This is a genomic window from Pelovirga sp. C15f, assembly GCF_057178085.1.
This window is the reverse complement of the sequence record NZ_JBXUCV010000007.1, coordinates 20,937-39,631: the sequence shown is the minus strand read 5'-3', so window position 1 is coordinate 39,631 and position 18,695 is coordinate 20,937. Positions and strand designations below refer to the sequence as shown.

At 49.6% G+C, this 18,695-nt stretch carries 19 protein-coding genes; 9 read left to right on the top strand and 10 right to left on the bottom strand.

Annotated elements, in window-relative coordinates; genetic code table 11:
• From AC1931_RS13495 to AC1931_RS13475, 5 genes are all read right to left on the bottom strand, one after another.
• Window positions 1-522 carry a TRAP transporter small permease subunit gene (locus AC1931_RS13495; protein WP_483877806.1) on the bottom strand — a complete coding sequence of 174 codons (522 nt, stop codon included), beginning with the start codon at window positions 520-522 and terminating at the stop codon, window positions 1-3.
• A 215-nt stretch (window positions 523-737) separates the two neighbouring features.
• Complete coding sequence (locus AC1931_RS13490; protein WP_483877805.1) at window positions 738-1,802, bottom strand: TRAP transporter substrate-binding protein; 1,065 nt, start codon at window positions 1,800-1,802, stop codon at window positions 738-740.
• Between the two features lie 245 nt (window positions 1,803-2,047).
• Window positions 2,048-2,701: a phosphate signaling complex protein PhoU gene (gene phoU / locus AC1931_RS13485; protein WP_483877804.1), complete on the bottom strand. Its 654-nt coding sequence runs from the start codon at window positions 2,699-2,701 to the stop codon at window positions 2,048-2,050.
• A 5-nt stretch (window positions 2,702-2,706) separates the two neighbouring features.
• Complete coding sequence (locus tag AC1931_RS13480; protein WP_483877803.1) at window positions 2,707-4,545, bottom strand: sensor histidine kinase; 1,839 nt, start codon at window positions 4,543-4,545, stop codon at window positions 2,707-2,709.
• The gene (locus tag AC1931_RS13475; RefSeq protein ID WP_483877802.1) at window positions 4,545-5,243 is read right to left on the bottom strand and encodes a response regulator; all 699 of its coding nucleotides are present in this window, start codon (window positions 5,241-5,243) and stop codon (window positions 4,545-4,547) included. The genes AC1931_RS13480 and AC1931_RS13475 overlap by 1 nt, the downstream gene beginning before the upstream one ends.
• A gap of 291 nt (window positions 5,244-5,534) precedes the next feature.
• Between AC1931_RS13475 and AC1931_RS13470 the strand changes: the two genes are divergently transcribed.
• From AC1931_RS13470 to AC1931_RS13460, 3 genes are all read left to right on the top strand, one after another.
• Entirely contained in the window at window positions 5,535-5,975 is a 441-nt protein-coding gene (locus tag AC1931_RS13470) for a NifB/NifX family molybdenum-iron cluster-binding protein (RefSeq protein ID WP_483877801.1), read from the top strand.
• 67 nt (window positions 5,976-6,042) lie between these two features.
• Window positions 6,043-6,372, top strand: a complete 330-nt coding sequence (locus AC1931_RS13465) for a DUF134 domain-containing protein (RefSeq protein WP_483877800.1) — start codon at window positions 6,043-6,045, stop codon at window positions 6,370-6,372.
• Window positions 6,365-6,958, top strand: coding sequence for a DUF1847 domain-containing protein (locus AC1931_RS13460; protein WP_483877799.1), 594 nt, complete (start codon window positions 6,365-6,367; stop codon window positions 6,956-6,958). The genes AC1931_RS13465 and AC1931_RS13460 overlap by 8 nt, the downstream gene beginning before the upstream one ends.
• Before the next feature lie 30 nt (window positions 6,959-6,988).
• On the opposite strand, the gene AC1931_RS13455 is transcribed toward AC1931_RS13460, so the two are convergent.
• Window positions 6,989-7,669: a class I SAM-dependent methyltransferase gene (locus AC1931_RS13455; RefSeq protein ID WP_483877798.1), complete on the bottom strand. Its 681-nt coding sequence runs from the start codon at window positions 7,667-7,669 to the stop codon at window positions 6,989-6,991.
• A gap of 148 nt (window positions 7,670-7,817) precedes the next feature.
• Between AC1931_RS13455 and AC1931_RS13450 the strand changes: the two genes are divergently transcribed.
• The 5 genes from AC1931_RS13450 to AC1931_RS13430 all read left to right on the top strand — a co-directional run bounded on the left by AC1931_RS13450 (window position 7,818) and on the right by AC1931_RS13430 (window position 12,824).
• Window positions 7,818-8,459: an HAD family hydrolase gene (locus tag AC1931_RS13450; protein WP_483877797.1), complete on the top strand. Its 642-nt coding sequence runs from the start codon at window positions 7,818-7,820 to the stop codon at window positions 8,457-8,459.
• A gap of 93 nt (window positions 8,460-8,552) precedes the next feature.
• Window positions 8,553-9,557: a DUF3187 family protein gene (locus AC1931_RS13445; protein ID WP_483877796.1), complete on the top strand. Its 1,005-nt coding sequence runs from the start codon at window positions 8,553-8,555 to the stop codon at window positions 9,555-9,557.
• 59 nt (window positions 9,558-9,616) lie between these two features.
• Window positions 9,617-11,278: a radical SAM protein gene (locus AC1931_RS13440; protein WP_483877795.1), complete on the top strand. Its 1,662-nt coding sequence runs from the start codon at window positions 9,617-9,619 to the stop codon at window positions 11,276-11,278.
• 396 nt (window positions 11,279-11,674) lie between these two features.
• Window positions 11,675-12,292 (top strand): 30S ribosomal protein S4, encoded by a 618-nt coding sequence (rpsD, locus tag AC1931_RS13435; RefSeq protein ID WP_483877794.1) that lies wholly within the window; start codon window positions 11,675-11,677, stop codon window positions 12,290-12,292.
• Window positions 12,293-12,320: 28 nt separating this feature from the next.
• Window positions 12,321-12,824: a VUT family protein gene (locus tag AC1931_RS13430; RefSeq protein WP_483877793.1), complete on the top strand. Its 504-nt coding sequence runs from the start codon at window positions 12,321-12,323 to the stop codon at window positions 12,822-12,824.
• Between the two features lie 269 nt (window positions 12,825-13,093).
• On the opposite strand, the gene AC1931_RS13425 is transcribed toward AC1931_RS13430, so the two are convergent.
• The 4 genes from AC1931_RS13425 to hutC form a co-directional block, all read right to left on the bottom strand.
• A complete protein-coding gene (locus AC1931_RS13425) occupies window positions 13,094-14,059 on the bottom strand; it encodes a C-terminal binding protein (RefSeq protein ID WP_483877792.1) in 966 nt (321 codons plus the stop codon).
• Between the two features lie 25 nt (window positions 14,060-14,084).
• A complete protein-coding gene (locus tag AC1931_RS13420; protein WP_483877791.1) occupies window positions 14,085-14,492 on the bottom strand; it encodes an aconitase X swivel domain-containing protein in 408 nt (135 codons plus the stop codon).
• Window position 14,493: 1 nt separating this feature from the next.
• Complete coding sequence (locus tag AC1931_RS13415; RefSeq protein WP_483877790.1) at window positions 14,494-15,696, bottom strand: aconitase X catalytic domain-containing protein; 1,203 nt, start codon at window positions 15,694-15,696, stop codon at window positions 14,494-14,496.
• A 180-nt stretch (window positions 15,697-15,876) separates the two neighbouring features.
• Window positions 15,877-16,614: a histidine utilization repressor gene (gene hutC, locus AC1931_RS13410; protein WP_483877789.1), complete on the bottom strand. Its 738-nt coding sequence runs from the start codon at window positions 16,612-16,614 to the stop codon at window positions 15,877-15,879.
• A gap of 503 nt (window positions 16,615-17,117) precedes the next feature.
• Here hutC and hutH point away from each other — a divergent pair.
• Window positions 17,118-18,689, top strand: coding sequence for a histidine ammonia-lyase (hutH, locus tag AC1931_RS13405; RefSeq protein ID WP_483877788.1), 1,572 nt, complete (start codon window positions 17,118-17,120; stop codon window positions 18,687-18,689).
• Window positions 18,690-18,695: the final 6 nt, after the last annotated feature.

Here is an 18,695-nt window from a genome sequence, read left to right as displayed (position 1 = left end):
TTATGCCTCCATCGATGAGCGTGAATGAGCCCGGTAGCGGTTGATGTTCTTGATGATGAAGCCGAGGTTGATGAATAACAGCAGGTAAAATGATAGAGGAATCATTGACTTGATCAGCCAGCGATAAGGCAGGCCGCCGGGATCACCGCTCCCTTCACCGCTGCGGTATGATTCCAGTACAAATTCTGTCGAACCGGTCGCAATCAGAAGTGCGATCGGAATCAAAAACACCAGGGCACCAAACAGGTTGATCAGTGCCTGGGTTTTTGGCTGCAGACGGTCATAGATGACATCGACCCTGACATGGCCATCTTCTTTTAAGGCATAGGAGATGCCGAACAGAATAATCAGGGAGAAAAAATGCCACTCGAGCTCTTGCATGCCAATGGAACCACTTCGGAAGAAATAGCGCATCACAACATTGTAGAAAACATTTAACATCATGATAACCATCAGGATTCCACAAAAGTGACCGATCCAGTCGGCAAATTTGTCGAAATAGTATTCCGCTTTTAAAAGCATTTTCGTTCCTTAGGGTGCGGGCAATAAGTCAGACATAATAAGACACCGCCTTTTATTGTCTGGTCAAGAAGTCCAAAAGGAAAGGGCGGTGCCGGATAATTGAGCAGGATCGCTTGTTTGTTGTCAGCCAGGTGCTGATTGACGAAGCCTTGATGACATAGACCCACCCCAGGTAACAGTTAATTGACTGTTACCTGGGGTGCTGGTTTATCAGATTACAGGTTGTCTTTCAGGTAGTCAAAATCAGAGATCTGGGTCCAGACCCGCGCTTTTCTCTGATATTCCGCTTGTGAATCCATCGTTTCTTTGAATAGCGGGTATTCGTCAGACATCTGTTTGAGCAGCTTCTGGTTGGCAGCTTTCATTGCATCGATAATATCCTTGGAAAAGGTTTTAACATTGATGTGGGGAAATTCTGTTGCGATCGCATCCCAGGCAACAGCGCTTTCATGGTAGTTCTGGGCGTACATGTCGTAGGATGCAGTGCGCATGGCAACCCGTAAAATCTCCTTGTAGTTTTCCGGCAATGCTTCAAAGGCTTCCGTGTTCACCAGGTACTGTAACTCGGTAGCCGGCTCGTGCCACCCGGTGTAATAATAGGGTGCAACCTTGTGGAAGCCCATTTTGATATCCATTCCCGGCCCGACCCATTCAAGGGCATCAATGGTCCCACGCTCCAGAGCAGTATAAAGTTCGCCCGGTGCGATGTTGGTGACCACGGTACCCAGTTCCGCCAGAACCTCTCCGGCAAAACCCGGGATGCGCATTTTCAGACCTTTAAGGTCGTCCAGGGTATTGATCTCCTTGCGAAACCAGCCACCCATCTGGTTGCCGGTATTGCCCCCGGGGAATGAATACATATTGTGTGGTGCGTAGGCTTTCTGCATCAGCTCCATGCCGCCACCATAATAAAACCAGGCATACTGCTCAGGCGCTGTCATACCAAAAGGCATGGTGGTGAAGGGCAACAGATTGATGTCTTTGCCTTTCCAGTAATAGGAGGCGGTGTGGGCCATTTCGTACTGGCCGGCCTTGACCATGTCGAGGACACCAAAAGGAGATTTGTGCCGGTTGGCCGAATCGATACGAATGATAAAGTTGCCATCGCTCATCTTTTCGACCATCTGGGCCATGCTTTCAACGGAAGTTGTGAAGGGGTGCAGAGTTTGACCCCAGGTCATCGCCAGCTTCCACATAACCTTTTTGTCAGCTGCCTGCGCATTAAGGGCAACAGCTGCAACCAGCACCAGCATCATGAGTATCTTTTTCCAGCTTTTCATCCTCGTCTCCTTGTCTTTGGTAAGAGGTGCTCTCAAATATTGTTATAAATCAGAGAGTAAGACCACAAGCTACCAGATTACTTATGGAAAACTCAAGAGGTAACTTCTTTTTTTGTCGCTTGTCGAATAAAGGAAGGATGCCAGTAAGAAACGGTTTAACTATAGATCAATTGGTTTAACCAATAATAATCGGGACAGCTTAACAGGGAGTCTACCCCTCTTTTGCCCTGCAGCAATCATCAGAGTTAGTAGGTGTGGCGAATGATTTCGCCATCAATCATGTAAAGCACGTCTTCGGCAATGTTGGTGGTCAAATCGGCAATGCGTTCCAGGTGGCGGGACAGGGAAAGATACTCAATCAGAGCGTCGAGCTGCTCAGGGTGTTGGCGGATCTGATCTTTGACCAGGCCGTAATTGTCTTTGTGCATAGCGTCGACTTCATCGTCGAGCCGGCAGACTTCCCGGGCCAGTCCCATATCCAGATTGACCAGAGAATCGAGACTTTTTTTCAACATACTTTCGACTTTAGCCGCCATGGCGAACAGGGCAAATGGTATTGGTACCGGCTTCAACGCCGCCAGGCCGCGGGTGCGCTGGCCAATATTCACCGACAGGTCGGAGATCCGTTCGAGGTCGTTGTTGATCTTCAGTACCGAGACGATAAAGCGCAGGTCAATTGCCACCGGTTGATGCAGCGCCAGGATCTTCAGACACTCCTCCTCAAGATCAACCTCCATCTCGTTGACTTCGACATCTCGTTCAATAACGGCCTGAGCGAGGCTGGTGTCCATCTCCTCAAGGGAGTGAATCGCCTGATGAAAACCCTCTTCCACTACCGCTGAAAGGGTAAGAATGCGTTTTTTCAAGTCCTCAATCTGCCGTTGAAGATACTGGGGCATGTTGGTCAATCCTCCTGGTCGGAGATGTTTTGTGGAGCTGTTTTGATGCCGGCCACAAGATTAATGCCTGGTTCTGTTTTCATTGGAATCTGCAGGGAAAAGGTACTCCCTTCGCCGGGCGTGCTGGCGACCGTTACTTCACCACCGTGGGCCTGGGCAATGTGTTTGACAATAGCAAGACCTAGCCCGGTTCCTCCGAGTTTGCGGCTTCGTGCTTTGTCGGCGCGATAAAAGCGTTCAAACAGGCGTGGCAGGTGGACCTTGTCGATGCCGCACCCCCAGTCACGCACACTGATGATGGTATTATTCTCGCCATGACTTGCTTCAATCAGCACTCTGCCTTGCTGCGGACTGTACTTGATGGCGTTGGTAAGCAGATTGATCAGCGCCTGTTCCAGCAGCGGGGCGTTGATCGGGATGCGAAGATCGGGGGGGCAGATATGCTCAAGATTAACCTGTTTCTCAGTCGCCAGATTGGCACAGGCCTGCACAGCAGCGTTGATGACAGTGGTGAGGTTCATGGTGGTGAGGGGGAGCTCCTGCTGGTCACTGTCCTGTTCAATCCGGGCAAGGATCAGCAGATCATCAATGATGTCGTTGAGGCGGTCGGCCTGACGCATCATAATCTCAAGAAACTGCTCGGCGCTGGCCGGATCGGCAATGGCACCTTCCTGCAGGGTTTCAACAAACCCTTTGATGGCGGTGATGGGTGTTTTCAGTTCGTGAGAAACGTTGGCAACAAAGTCGCGGCGGACATTTTCCAGGCGCCGCAAGCGGGTGACATCATTGAGAACAATCAGGGCGCCAAGCTCCTGTCCCGATTCTCCGCGCAAGAGGGACCCATGGGCCTGGAGATAGAGATCTTCGTTGCCATGCAGGACAATATCACCTTCGACCGGATCGCGAGCTGAAAGGGCACGCCGGACAAAGCGCTGCAGATCCGCTTTACGGATCGCCTCCTGGATACTGCGTCCCTTGACCTCTTCAGGGGTGACCCCGATTAATGCCGCGGCAGCGTGGTTAATACGGATGATGCGTTCGCTGGTGTCGACCGCCAGTACCCCTTCGACCATGCTGGCGAGGACAGCTTCCTGCTCGTTGTGCTGACGCACGACGGTGCGCATGCGCTGATCAAGTTCGTAAGCGGTGATGTTCATGGCAGTCGCCAGGGCAGCAATCTCTTCAGAACCGCGTACGCGCAGGCGTTCGGTCAGTTCGCCGCGGGCAAAACGTTCCGCGCCCCGGCGCATCTCTTCAAGGGGACGACTGATGCGGCGACTGATATAGATACCGATCAGGGTTGCAATCAGCATAACAACCAGGCCACTGACGATGATCTGCTGATAAACAATGCCCAGGGTCTGATCAATGGTTGTGACCGGTAATGCGGCCCGAACGACGCCAATCAGTTGATCCTGATTAAGTACCGGGATCGCGACGTACATCATGTTTTTATGGATCGTATTGCTGTAGCGGGTGGCTTGCCCGATCGTGCCGGTCAGGGCAACGGCGACTTCCGGCCGCAGGGCGTGGTTCTCCATGCGTTCGGGGGTCTCCAGTGAGTCGGCGAGAACGGCACCGGATGGCAGAATGAAAGTAAAGCGGGTTTTTGTCTCTTTACCGAGACGGATGCTTAATTCGTCGAGGCGGTCGCTGTGCTCAAGGGCGAAGGAGTCGGCAACCTGGAAAGCCGCGAGTTTGGCATGGGCTTCCAGCCCGGCCGCAGTTTCTTCGAGGTAAAAGTTGCTCAAATTGCGTGCAAAAAGCCAGGTCAGCAGCAGCAGGGTGATCAGGATAAGAAAAAAAAATGCCGGCAGGATCTGCCATATAAAACGCAGGCGCATTACTGATCCTTAAAACGGTAGCCAACACCGCGAACGGTCTCGATGATTTTTCCGGCAGGCCCAAGTTTTTTGCGCAGGCCGACGATCTGGACATCGACAGCGCGATCGGTGACCGAATAGTCGTCCCCACGGACCGCATTGACAATCTGATAACGGGTAAAGACCCAGCCGGGGCGGCGGGCAAGCAAGTAGAGAACGCGGAACTCGGTAAAGGTAAGATCGACTTCTTGGCCATCGACCAGTACTTGATTGCGGCCGGGGTGGATGCTGATCGGGCCGATGTGCAATGATTCCCCCTCCTCAGTCGCACTGACATTGTCGCGCTCGCGGCGACGCAGCACCGCCTTTAAGCGTGATGACAGCACCCGTGGACTGAAGGGCTTGGTCACGTAGTCGTCAGCCCCCAGTTCGAGTCCGGTGACGATGTCGTGCTCTTCTCCTTTGGCGGTGAGCATAACGATGGGAATAGCGGCGGTTGCTTTGGCATTTTTTAAAGCCCGGCAGACGTCCAGCCCATCAATCCCCGGCAACATCAGGTCAAGGACGATCAGATCGGGGCTCTCAGCGCGGGCGGCATTCAAGCCTTCTTCGCCGGTCTGCGCACAGGTAACCTTGAACCCTTCTTTGATCAGATTGTAGTGCAGTAGCGCGAGGATATCTTCCTCATCTTCAATGACCAGAATATGTTCATTCCCCATAGCACCTCCAAGGGCGTCATTTTCTCTTAATTTCTGGATAATTACTATCGTAATGTTAGGGTTTTATGAGGATTGTACAAAAAGTTCAGTACATTATATATTGGCTTCCTGAAACTGAACATCTGTCACTGCGGGAGTCAGAGAATATTGATGAGCTGGCGACGCCGGGGTGGTTTGTGAATGGATCCCTGATTAACAAGGGGGTGATCCGATCCGCATATAAAATACCCATTGACAAGGAAACTCAGAGGTCTATATTGTGCATATACACAAAACCTTAAGGAGGTTCCTATGAAAATCTGTTTTCCAGTACAAAATGATCAAGGTCTTGACAGCAAAGTGTTCGGCCATTTCGGTTCTGCTCCACAATTTGTCGTGGTCGACAGTGAATCCCGTGAGGTCGGGCAGGTGATCAACCGCGACCTCAATCATCAGCATGGCTCCTGCAGTCCGTTGAAGGCCCTGGGTGGTCAGTCGGTTGATGCTATCGTTGTCGGCGGTATTGGTGGTGGTGCTCTTATGGGTTTACGGCGTGCCGGAATGAAGGTTTATCAAGCGTCAGCTGCCCGGGTTGCCGACAATCTGGACCTGTTGGCAAATAATAAGTTAAGTGAAATTGGTGACGACATGGTGTGCAGTACCCACGGTCATGGCCAGGGCCAGGGCCAGGGCCAGGGCCAGGGTCACGGACACGGTCAAGGACACGATCATTCCCACAGTTGTTGCCACTGATTGTGAGCGTTTTTAATGCGCTGGCGGCTATCCGTTCTGTGGATAGCCGCTCTTTTTAAGGATCAACATGTCACCACGCCCTAAAAAACACCGTCACTGCGCCTGCCCCCATCGACCGACTTTTGCCTCAGTCTATAAGCCTGCCGGTGTTCCAATGACCGACTTGTCACAAGCATATCTGCCCGCTGATGAACTCGAAGCTCTACGCCTGTGCGACGGCCTGGGACTGACCCAGGAGGACGCCGGAGAAAAAATGGGTGTTTCCCGCGGCACCGTCCAACGATTGGTGAGCAGCGGCCGCCAAAAGCTGATTACTGCCATTGTCGCCGGCCAGGCGCTGGTTCTCGAAGCAACGTTCGAAGCGGTTTCTGATCAAAAAAGGAATGAAGATGAATGATTGTCGCGGCTGTCTGGCCTGCACTGTGTATCAGGGTGGGGAATGTGTCAAAGGTAACGACTTCAGTCTGACAGGTGAGCAGAGCAAGGAAGCATACCTTGACCCTGAATCCTGCAGTATCCTCAAGGCTGCCGCCGAAATTGAGGCCGAGCACTACATGGAGTGGAATCGACTGGAAGAGCTGGTCGGTTTTTTTCACAAGATGGATTGGCGCCGGGTCGGCATCGCCAACTGTATCGGTCTGGCCAAAGAGACCGACCAGCTGGCACGGATTCTCTCGCGCCACTTTGAGGTGTTCACGGTCTGCTGTAAAAACAGCGGCATTGATAAAGATGATTACGGCATGCCCCATATTAAGCCTGATCGCTATGAAGCCAGTTGTAATCCTGCGGGGCAGGCCTTTGTGTTAAAAGACCAGCATACCGATGTAAATATCATCGTCGGCCTCTGTGTCGGTCATGACATGCTGTTCAATCGCTATTCCCACGCTCCGGTCACCACCTTTGCGGTCAAAGACCGCGTCCTCGCCCACAATCCCCTGGGAGCCATTTATTCCGGTTACTGTTTACGGAAGTTGATGTCGTAGCCCTCTCTGCAGCCGTTACCGCAAGAATGATTACTGCTGCTGATTTTTTTGCAGTAACAGGACCCGCGCGTCATAGTGGGCAAGAATGTTGAAACCGTACTGCCGGCAGATGTAGTCGAAAGAATTCAGATGATAAAAACTGACGTGGGTCGGATCGGATGCATAATACCAGCTACGAAAATCGATCTGCTGATGCCACAATTCGGTCATGACAAAAAGGTATCCCTGTGGGGACAACAGCGGCGTCAGGCGTGACAGTTCGGTGGCCGGGCAGTGAAAATGCTCGAAGCACTCGGTGGCAAAAATAAAATCAAACGGCCCTTGTGGATCCTCCGAAAAAAAAATGGGATCGTAGTTATGGCAGGGGATCCCTTCGCGTTTCAGCAGGACACTCAGGGTTGGCCCTGGGCCGCAACCGTAGTCAAGGCCGCGCATGGTCGGGGTCAGATAGGCCCGCGCCGGTTGAATGATCCGCTGTAAAAATTCCACATAACCCGGATGATCAGGACTGTTCTGATGAAATGTGTAGGTCTCTTTCTCCTGCTCTAATGTGGGCAAGGCGTCCCGATCGACAAAAACCAGGTCACAAAAGCGGCAGTGCCAGTAACGACGTTTTTTTGGGGTCTGAAAGCTCAGGGGGCTGGTGCCTGTACATCGGCACAGTGGGCAGGCTTGTGGGGTTGTTGTTGTCTGGTGCTGGTTAAGAATCATCGGGCTCTGCAGATTGAAGAGGTGCCAGGAATTCAAGCGGCTTATTTAGCACTATTTTTGCGACGGGGCAAGGATAGTGATGAATAGTATCGAGTAATCTTGTAAAAATAATATTTATCCAATAGCTCGAGATGTTACAGTGACGGCTATGAAAAAAATCATCCTCTTTGATCATGACGGGGTGCTGGTCAATACCGAACACTGGTACTATATGGCCAACCAAAGGGCGCTGGCGGAGTTGGGGATTGAACTGCCCCTGTCAGTCTATCTGGAGTTGATGGCGGACGGCACCAAGGTCTGGACACTGGCCCAGGCGGTCGGCGTTGACCATCAGCGGATCGATGCTGCTCGTGCCCGACGTGACAACTATTACCAACAGTATCTGATGACGGAAAATATTGAGATCGGGGGTGTCACAGAAACCCTGAAGGAGCTTTCCTCTGTCTGTCGCATGGCGATTGTCACCACCTCCAGACGGGTCGATTTTGAGTTGATCCATCGCGACCGGCGGATGATCGACTACATGGATTTTATCCTGACGGTTGAAGATTACCCCCGCGCCAAACCCCACCCAGATCCCTATCTGAGTGCTTTGCGCCGGTTCCAGGTAACAGCAGATCAGGCTGTCGTGGTCGAGGATTCTGCCCGCGGGCTCAAGTCCGCCGTGGCGGCGGGTGTCGACTGTATTGTCGTACATAATGATTTCACTGCCAGCCACGATCTCTCGGCGGCGACGCTGAAAATTGCAGATATCCGTGAGTTGCCGGCGATTATGACGGCACTGGTATGAGGAACCGGTGGCGCTTGCCAGAGTGGTGACCAATGTATTTGTTTTTAGGGATCCCGAGACACAACCTACATCCAACGGTTAAAGAGAGATATCATGCGGATACTTCTGATCATCTTTATCCTGCTACTGCCAGGTACTGTGTCGGCTTCAGTACGGGAGCTGATCCAGGTAAAACCTCTGTATACCTCCAGCCTGTCCCCGGTCGTTCAGGTCTACGGCCTGCCGGCGGCTGAAGCCGGTGATCTCACTTCCCCGGGGGACCTGTCATTACGGGTGGTTGCCGAAGTGGCGAGCCATTATACGAAAGAAGATAAGGGAGAAGAATCGGTTCTGTTCGATGGCGAAACCAGCCGCGCCATTGTCTCCATGCGCTATGGCTTGGCCGAGAGGTGGGAGGTGGGCGCTGATGTACCGATGATCTCCCATGATGGCGGTATGCTCGACAGCTTCATTGAGGGCTGGCATGACTTGTTCGGCCTGCCGCAGGGTGGACGCGACAGTGCCCGCCGCGAGCAACTGCGCTATTTCTACCAGCGCAATACCTCTTCCGCCCTTGATTATTCCGGCAGTAACGGCGGTTTTGGTGATCTTTCCCTGTTTGCTTCCTACCAGTTGCTCGCGGCTGAACCGGCTGCGCGCCGCAGTGTCGCACTGCGCAGCGGCATCAAATTACCGACCGGGAACAGTAGTCGATTGCGCGGCAGCGGCGCAATGGATGCTCATTTGCGGTTGACCGCCAGTGATGCCGAGAGCTTAGGGGAGTGGAATACTACCCTGTTCGCCAGTGGTGGGGTCTTGTGGCTGGGCAAGGGGGACATTCTAAGAGATCAGCAGCGCCGCTGGGTCGGTTTTGGTTCGATCGGTGTCGGCTGGATGCCGTTGACATGGATCGATTTCAAGCTGCAGCTTGATGGTCATACCTCCTTTTACGACAACAGCAGCTTAACCCAGATCAACTCACTATCATTGCAGTTGGGTATCGGAGGCTCATTGCATTTTTCCGAGCAAGTCAGCCTGGATCTGGCGGTCATTGAGGATGTTGTTGTCGGTAGCGCCGCTGACGTGGTGTTTCACAGTGCCTTGAATTGGCGATTTTGAGTGTTATGATCAAATAATCGCTGTGGATAAATCTTGAAATTCTGTCAGGCAGTGAATCTATGTTTGTAAGTGATGACGAATTACTGTGGATGTTAAGGCAAATTTACGGCCGGAGATTCAGGCGAGAAGAACTGATCCGTAAATTCAGTAATCGTAGCATATCCAGTTTGTTGCCTTATGTTGCTGGAATTGAAACATTCTACAACCATCTTGATGATAAAACAGAAGTTGTAAAGAATGCGGTCCGTGCTATAGAGGCCAGAATCAATCTCCCGGTTGATTCAGGCCTTTTTGCAACCACGATATCCTTTGCTGATTTGCGACATCAGTTGCTGCCGGTCCTTGTCTACGCTATCAAGGATGAGGATTCTTCTGTTCTACAAAAAGGGGCGAGGGTCAGTGTGCGACTGGATAGTGACAGTCGTTACATCAGGCCCGGCAGCGAAGGTTTTATTACGGAAAAACTTGATGGTTGCTCCAGGGTCCGGTTTTACTTTACTGCCGGGCCCTATGGTACTGACACCTTTTCAACCGAGATTCCTGATCAGGAGCTTCAACTCTTGACCGTTGAAGATCTGATTGCCAGACATCAGGATCTTCATGGTGTGGCGCAGTATTTTTTTAACGATTCATTTTCAAGGTCGCTGAAATCCTGTCTTGATCCTTCCATCTATTCTTTTGCCGCAAGCCTGGCGATTCAATTTCTGGTTGGTAAGGGTTTCTTGAAGGTTGATGGTGACGAACTGGTTGGCGTTCTTGATCGGATTTTCCCTGTGCTTGCCCCCGGACTGGATAGAGCTTACAAGGATCCGAACCTGTTCAGCTCTCCCACCTTGTCCTGCCCGCCATCCGAGCGCAAAGCCCACGTGTTGCGTTTGGAGTTGACCACCGGTTGTGATTACAACCGCTGTACCTTTTGCTCTGAATATTCTGACCTGGCAGCAGTGACCAAATCCTTTGACCAATTCAAAGATCATGTTGACCGGGTTAGCGGCGCCATCGGATCTGAAAAATTACGCATCCAGAGATTATTTATCGGCAGCGGCAATTCGTTGGGGGTGGATACTGAATTACTGTTGCGATGCCTAGGCTATGCGTGGGAGATCTTTAAACCGGAGAAAATCTCCCTTTACGGCCGGACAATTTCGATACTGGATAAGAGTGCTGACGAACTTAATCGGCTCAAACAAGCTGGGTTGTCCCTGATTTACTGGGGGCTGGAAAGCGGGTCTGATGAGATCCTGAATTATATTCATAAGGACTGCACTCGCGCTGAGATGATCAAGGCATCGAAAAAGTTGGCCGCAGCGGGCATCGATGTGTCTGCGATGTTGATGCCGGGGGTGGGGGGCTTGAAGTTTTCACAACAGCACGTTGAGGGAACCCGGGAACTATTGCACAATCTGGACATCAAATACCTGACCCTGCTCTCGATTAATCCTTCAGAGTCATCATTGTACGCAAGCAATATGAAGTCCGCAGTCGATAACCGCCATCTGACCCCTGAAGAAGTCAATGCCCAGGTCTACAGGCTCCTGGAGGGGTTGAAGCCAATGGGCTTTCACATCGGTATGTTCACCGAAGAGATTGACCAGGCCAGCAGCAATACCATCCGCTTTAATTGTCATTTTACTGAGACCAATAAGGAGTTTTTATTGCGGGAAAATATTTTCGGCAAGATGTCCGCACGGGAGGGGGTTGAAGCCTGTCCTTCAACCTGAATGGGCCGGCCACCTGGTCAATTGAATGAAACTGAGCGTTTATCAGCCCATAGTCGATCAAGGGCTTATGGCGCCTGCTTCGTTCAGCTCAGACCATAAGGAAACAAACCACAGTGCCATTGTGCCTGCGGCGGCTGACTCGATCTCGTTTAGTACGGAAGAAAAAAGAAAACATAATGATGAGGCACCACCAGCGGCCTTTTCGCTTTACTGTAATTTTAGCAGTTTAGCGCAAGGGCCGTTTTGATTTTTCTGGTTCGGCAAATGTCAATTATTTAAGCATTTTTCAGAAAACTGTCATACGGAAATAATCCAGGCAAAATAGTTGACAAATTCAGTCAGAGATAATAAATATGAAAGCCGTTTTCAAAATAATTACTAAAGGAGCGAGCAGATATGGCCAGATTTACAGGCCCCAAAGGGAAGATCGTACGCCGTTTCGGCGTAAATATTTACGGTAACGACAAATATGATCGCTTGCTGCAGCGGCGTGAGGATGGGCCAGGGCAGCACGGTACCAAGCGGTTTAGAAAATCCTCAGACTATGCCCTGCAATTGATCGAGAAGCAGAAACTACGGCACAGCTACGGATTATTGGAAAAACAGTTCCGTCAGGTGTTCCATAAGGCACAACGGATGCGGGGGGTTGCTGGCGACAACATGCTGGTGCTGCTAGAGACTCGTCTTGACAGCCTGGCGTTTCGTGCCGGCTTCGGCCGTTCTCTTTCGCAGGCGCGGCAGATGGTCAACCATGGGCATTTCAAGGTCAATGGCCATCGGGTGGATATTCCGTCCTACCAGGTCAGGGAAAGTGACGTTATCTCCTTGCGCGAGCGGGAAAATAGCCGGACTCTGGCCGCTCGCTACCTGGCCGACAACCCACCTCTTTCCGGTGGGGAGTGGTTCACGGTTGACCGCGAAGCGTTAAGCGTCAAAGTGACCCGCATGCCCCAGGCTGACGAGATTAACAGCCCGGCCAATGAAAAACAGATCGTTGAATACTACTCGAGGTAATTTTTTTCAGAAAGCAGGAACAAAATATATGAGTGTGTTTTTTTATCTCGGGTCGATTGTTCTCGCCAACATTCTAGTGCACTCCTTCGGTCTGCTTACAATCCTCGGCCTGACCTTTCCGGCTGGAGCGATCGCCATCGGCCTGACCTTTTCCGCCCGTGACTTTGTGCAGGAACGTTATGGCAAGGTCGGCTGCTGGGGATGGATGTTGGTCGCATCGGTGATCACCTTTGCATTTAATCAGCAACTGGCACTGGCCTCGGTCAGTGCCTTCTTCATCGCCGAGTTCAGCGACTGGATTATCTACACCAGGACCAGTGGCGGTTTCCAGAAACGGCTTCTGTACAGTAACCTGGTTTCTATTCCGCTCGATTCGATGGTGTTCGTTTTGCTCGCTTTCGGTCCGATCTGGCCGGCAATGATTGGGCAGACGATCATCAAGATGCTCAGCAGCCTGCTGGTACTACCGCTGTTCAAGAACGGCAGGATTAGATCGCTCAATTCCGTTTTCAGCGCGGCTGATTTGCCGTGAGCTGCGTGAAACGCCTATTTCGTCGGCCAAAGAAATTGGACTCGGCCCATCCGGATCAGTCATCTTCTGAATCATCAGGACCCTGAAGGCTGGGAAATATCTCATTGGCATAATGGATTGTCTCCTCTCAGTTTTTATTTGAGGCGACAACTATGCTGACCCAGGGGGGACGAAAGTATTCCTTTTTGCCCTCGTTCTTTAACTGGGGACCTTCGGCAACGTCAGATACCACTTGTCATTATCTATGTTGTCAAACAAATTATGTATCATTAATTTACAAGGTCTTCCGGCACTCTACCCTCTAAAAGATCTATGGCATTGTTCACGCTTCTTGCTTTCAGTTCTGCATAGGATTCTTCAGAAATATAAGAGATATGAGGAGTTACAATAATTCCCTGAGCTGAAAAAATATCCTCTTTGAACGTAGCTGGCTCAACCTCAATCACATCCAGAGCTGCCCCGGCGATAAGACCTTCGTCGACAGCTTTAATCAGATCGGCTTCTACGACAATCCTTCCTCGGGCGGTATTAATTAAATAGGCAGTCTTTTTCATTTGCTTGAAATCTTCATAGCCTATTAGCCGCTCCGTTTCCTGATTGAGAATGGCGTTAATGCTGATAAAATCAGCCTGTTTAAGACCTTCTGTCCAAGAAACCTTTTCAGCCCCCAACATATTCATCTGTTCGGCATCAACGTAGGGATCAAATGCAAGAATTTGCATGCCGAGCCCTCTACCTTTTTGTGCAACGCATTTACCAATTCTTCCCAGCCCGACAATCAACAACTTGCTGCCCGCAATCCTTCGTGTAATCTTGTTCACAGCCTGAGCACCCCAAGTGCCTTTGTCCAAAGCGTCTGCGTAACCGAGGATATTTTTCCTGAAGTGGAAAATACAAGCCATTACATACTCTGCCAAATCCTCTTTACAGTAGTCGGAAACGTTAGTGACACCGATACCTAGTTCCCGGGCAGTTCTAACGTCGACTCGGTCAAAACCACCGCCATATACAGCAATCCCTTTGCATTTTTTTAATTTCCGTAGAACCTCACCGGGAATATCCGCATAGACCTGTGCAATGATAACATCTGCATGGTGACCAAAAGCTTCAAGATCTTCGGCATAATCATAGGAAGAATACCTAATCATACTTTGTGGGTATTTTCCCCTGAATATTTTTTCCTCAATCCGATACTCCAACCATTCTTCGTCAATTATCCATATTAATGGCTTCATTTCCCGTCGTCCCTAACCCTGAAGTTTAAGATTTATGTACAATTTCTTTGTCAGCATTAACACAAATGAAATCTCCATCCTTCAGAACTGTATAAAATTCTGAAGGCAGTCGATCCACCATGGGCATTTCCATGATAATCGCACTCGCTACAAGGACTGTTTCCGGATTCTGAATAATCATCGCTTTCGGAGCATTGTTGTGTTTTATCAATTGGTACAAGCCATCCGCCTGGACAACGGAACTACCTTTTCCTCCGGGGAAAACGAGAATTTTTCCCGCAATACTCTTGCCTTCAAGAGAATGGCCCTTTTCAATAACGATCCCGGTTTGGGGCTCTATGAGATAGAACATAATGTCATCGCTTGATACGATAACCTCGCCTTCAGCGTAACCCTCTGAAATCTTGTGGCATGGAAACGATTTTTCGCTCATCTCATACCTCTCCAATAATTGCTGCTTCGATACATTGGTTCAAATTTCTAATAACAAAGTTCATACCCCGACGCTTAGGGTAGTAGGCACATTTTGGTGACTCCGTAACCCCGACTTTTCCGTTCAAATGCCCCCAACAGGGTTGATCCGGGCATGAATCCTCGACGATGTTGCCTCCGGCATTTTCAATAATTTTCAGCAGCCCCATGCGCTTGGACATTTCCTTAGTGTGACTTGAAGTCAAAATCCACATCTCGGCTCTCAGTTTCTTTCCTTCAACCTTGGCGGCAATTTCTTGGACCTGCCGGAGGGTAAAGTGGGGGCAACCAAACATTGCGAAATCTATTTTGCGATTCCCTTTTTCTGATATGGTTTCAAGAATTTGGGCCAGATCTTCATCGGTTATGGTCACTTTTCTTTCCGGCTCCCGTCCGCCCAAAGCAGTTTTCTGATCAGGGGCTTCAGGTGTCACACCAACAATGTGATATATACCGTAGGCGCCAGATGTATTAAGCTGTGCCCCAAGATTCATCAATGCTTCCGGAGTAATGCATTTCGGCAATCCAGTAAAAACCGGAATTCCATTGCCAATTTTTTTCCCCATATATCCAAGGAGTTGGTACTCGAAATCAGACGTCATCTCAGCTTGGACATCGACAAGGATGTTTCCTTTTCTATTTTCATCGAACAGAAGTCCATATTCTGGGACCAGTCCCGTAATTGCAGCACATAGAGCACTATTGGCACCTTCCCGGTTACTGCGGGCACCCCAGACAGAGTTTATGTAGGGTGTGGCACTTGATTCGGAAAAAGCTGTAATTTCACCGTACTGAGGTACGTTTGTATCAAGGTAGGGAGTACAATTGTATGACAGGACAGCTCCCAACCCTTTGTACGCGTCATGGGTACGCTGCATTAAGTCTGCGTCCGCAGAGGAAACCATGTTGGCACCTTTGAAAAATGAAAGGCAGAATCCGGGATTAACCGTCGGTGCTATCCTACATTTGGCACCCGCATGCAGCATTTTTTCTGCAAACCAAAGATCAGCTTCCTGATTACTCAGAGCTACATGTGCCCGCGTAATTGGTACCATTTTTTCAGCATTGAACGACTCGCCGATAGCCACTTGGATTTTCATTGCCAAGGCAACCCCAGCTCCATGTTTTCCACTAACCATATCTTTTTGCTCTTGGGTGAGCTGCATCTTTATACTCCTGAAAAAATTAGATGGATTATCCGATAGCGCCGTTAGCTGAGCAATTTCACTGGCACCATAGAGGGGTGGCTAAGGGGATGAGACCTTCCGAAAAAGCGATGGATCTGTTTCCCCTTACAGAATTATGTGCCGAACTGATATTGCTTAAATGGTATCGACAGCCTGTTTCTAGGTTATGTTCATGACTTTAGAGGGGGATACAGAAAATTTTCCAAAAAGCGAGTAACGAGATCCTGGATAATAAAAAGTACTGAACGTCGCGACCACCTTTCCCGACCACGTTTTGCGCTGTAGCGCCAGACATGGCTCAGAAGAATTTATTTCCAAAAGATCACGAATCCAGGCATCCGGAATCAGTGCTTCAACCGTGTGTTCCATCTCCGTAACCGCGGCTGATTGTAATAAGTAGTCACTGATTGTCTTGTGTTTGAAGTCTTGTTCTAAAAAATGAGGAAAGACTGTGGGATTTATAAACCTGTAACTCAACTGTATGGGAATATTATTTTCTTTGTGTATTACAATCGTATGAAAAACAGGGGCATATGGCTGCAATTCCATTTCGGCAGCTACTGCAGGATTTGCCCTCTCCTCATGGACCCGGTGAATCATGCTCGAATAGATACCCCCTCTGTTTTTGATCTCATCTGCAATTGATTTGATTTCAAGCAGTGCAGTCTGTGGTTTTTTTGTTGCGACGAAAGTACCACTTCCTGGTATGCGCAATAGATAGCCTTCATCTGTAAGTGATCGTATGGCTTTGTTGACGGTCATGCGCGAGACCCCCAATAAATCTACCAGTTCAGCTTCTGACTCAATCTTCATGCCACTTGTCAGTTCTCCCCTGGTTATCTTTTCGATAAATAGCGTTTTGATCTGCTGATACAATGGAATGTCGTTTTTTTTCATAGATAGTCCGTTTGATCTCATATTTTGATGGTTTGCTTCAGTATATACATATAAAATTAAAAATCAAGAAAATGCTTAATCCTGTATATACTAAAATTTCTGAAAATAATTCTCCTGGCGGTCATCCGTCGAACTAAGACAGCAAGCGCTGATGGTTTTGCGTAGCTCTGGGTAGGCAAGCCATCCTTGATTATTCTTGCCCATTCACGAGGTATCAAGTCCCTAGATACGCCTTTAACAGCTCTGCCAGAGGTGCTATGGTAGTCGCTATATATCTGAAATAAAAGATATTAAAGTTGACTGTGCAGGGGGGCTTGAGCATGATCGGAGGCCGTATGTGACTCATGGCGCTGGGGTGTAAACGCTGTCAAGCGACAGGATTGTAGGATTTCCCTGGCCGGTTTTATCGCAGCAGACATGGATTTATCTTGACTGTTTTAAGAAAAAACACTAGACATGTTAAAAAAATCAGTATATACAGCTAACAATAAAAGGAGATACCTATGAAAACAGAGACCTTCAGTTTTGGGGATGATTATTTAACCGCCGGCATTGCTCTGGAAATATCAAGGGGAAAGCGTCGGGCTGTTCTGGGTAAAAAAGCCGTCGAAAAAGTGGCAGCTGCATACGCAGCGGTGCAGGATATCGTTGAAAGCGGCACGACCGTTTATGGAATCAATACGGGCTTTGGGCGTTTGTGCAACACGATCATTCCTCCACACGCTACCGAAAAACTGCAATACAATATTCTGCGAAGCCATAGTGTAGGTGTTGGGCCAGCTGTACCAACAGAAGTGGCAAAACTGATGATGATCCTGAAGGTTCAGGCTCTTGCCCAAGGGTACTCTGGGATATCTAAGGAAACGCTGGACAGAATCATATGGCATATTGACCATGACATTATACCGGTGGTTCCCAGTCAGGGATCAGTTGGGGCATCGGGGGACCTTGCTCCCCTTGCTCACCTTTTTCTGCCTTTAATCGGGCTGGGTAAAGTTTTTTGTGATGGAAAAGAGGTGGATGCGGCTGAAGCGCTCCGTCCTTATGGTCTCTCACCTTTGGTGCTTGGATCGAAAGAGGGGCTTGCCCTGATCAATGGAACGCAGTTTATAGCGGCTTATGCTGTTGTAGGATTAGAACGTTTCGCCAATTGTCTTGATACGGCCGATATCATTGGTGCCATGACCATTGAAGCTCTTCTTGGCTCTGTTATGCCCTTTGACGCTTTACTTCACCAGCTCCGTCCCTACAAGGGAACAGTTTATGTTGCAAGCAGGTTGCGCACGCTGCTGAGCGGGTCCGAGATTCTAAAATCCCATACAACTTGTGGGAAAGTTCAAGATCCCTACTCCCTCAGATGTATACCTCAAGTTCACGGCGCCTCCCGGAATGCCTTTCTGCATTTAAAAGAAATGCTCGACATAGAGCTGAATTCCGTGACGGATAATCCCATTATTTTCAGCGCGGATAACACCATCAGCGGCGGCAACTTCCATGGTCAGCCGATGGCAATTCCATTGGACTATGCCACTGTCGCAGTGAGCGAATTGGGTAATATTTCCGACAGGCGCAGCTACCTGCTTCTTGAGGGTAGGGATGACCTTCCCATACTGTTGATGAAAAACACCGGAATCAACTCAGGTTTTATGATACCGCAGTATACTTCTGCCGCACTGGCGTCAGAAAATAAATCCCTGTGCTTTCCCGCCAGCGCAGACAGCATTCCCACATCTCTTGGGCAGGAAGATCATGTCAGTATGGGCTCAATCAGTGGCAGAAAGCTGAATAGTGTCATCGGAAATGTTGAGAACATCCTAGCCGTCGAGCTGTTGTGTGCTGCTCAGGCATTTGACTTCAGGGCTCCGTTGAAATCGGGTCCCGTTCTTGAAGCATGCCATGATCTAATCAGGGAGCACATTGATCATGCTGATGAAGACAGGCTTTTCGGTGAAGATCTGGTAGTTGCCAGAAAGCTGATTGAAAGTAAACAGCTTGCTGAGATGGCAGTTCGTACTGCCCAGAGTAATGACATAGATTTTGCGGATGATCAGAGCAGGGATTACGGAATTTATTAGGAGATA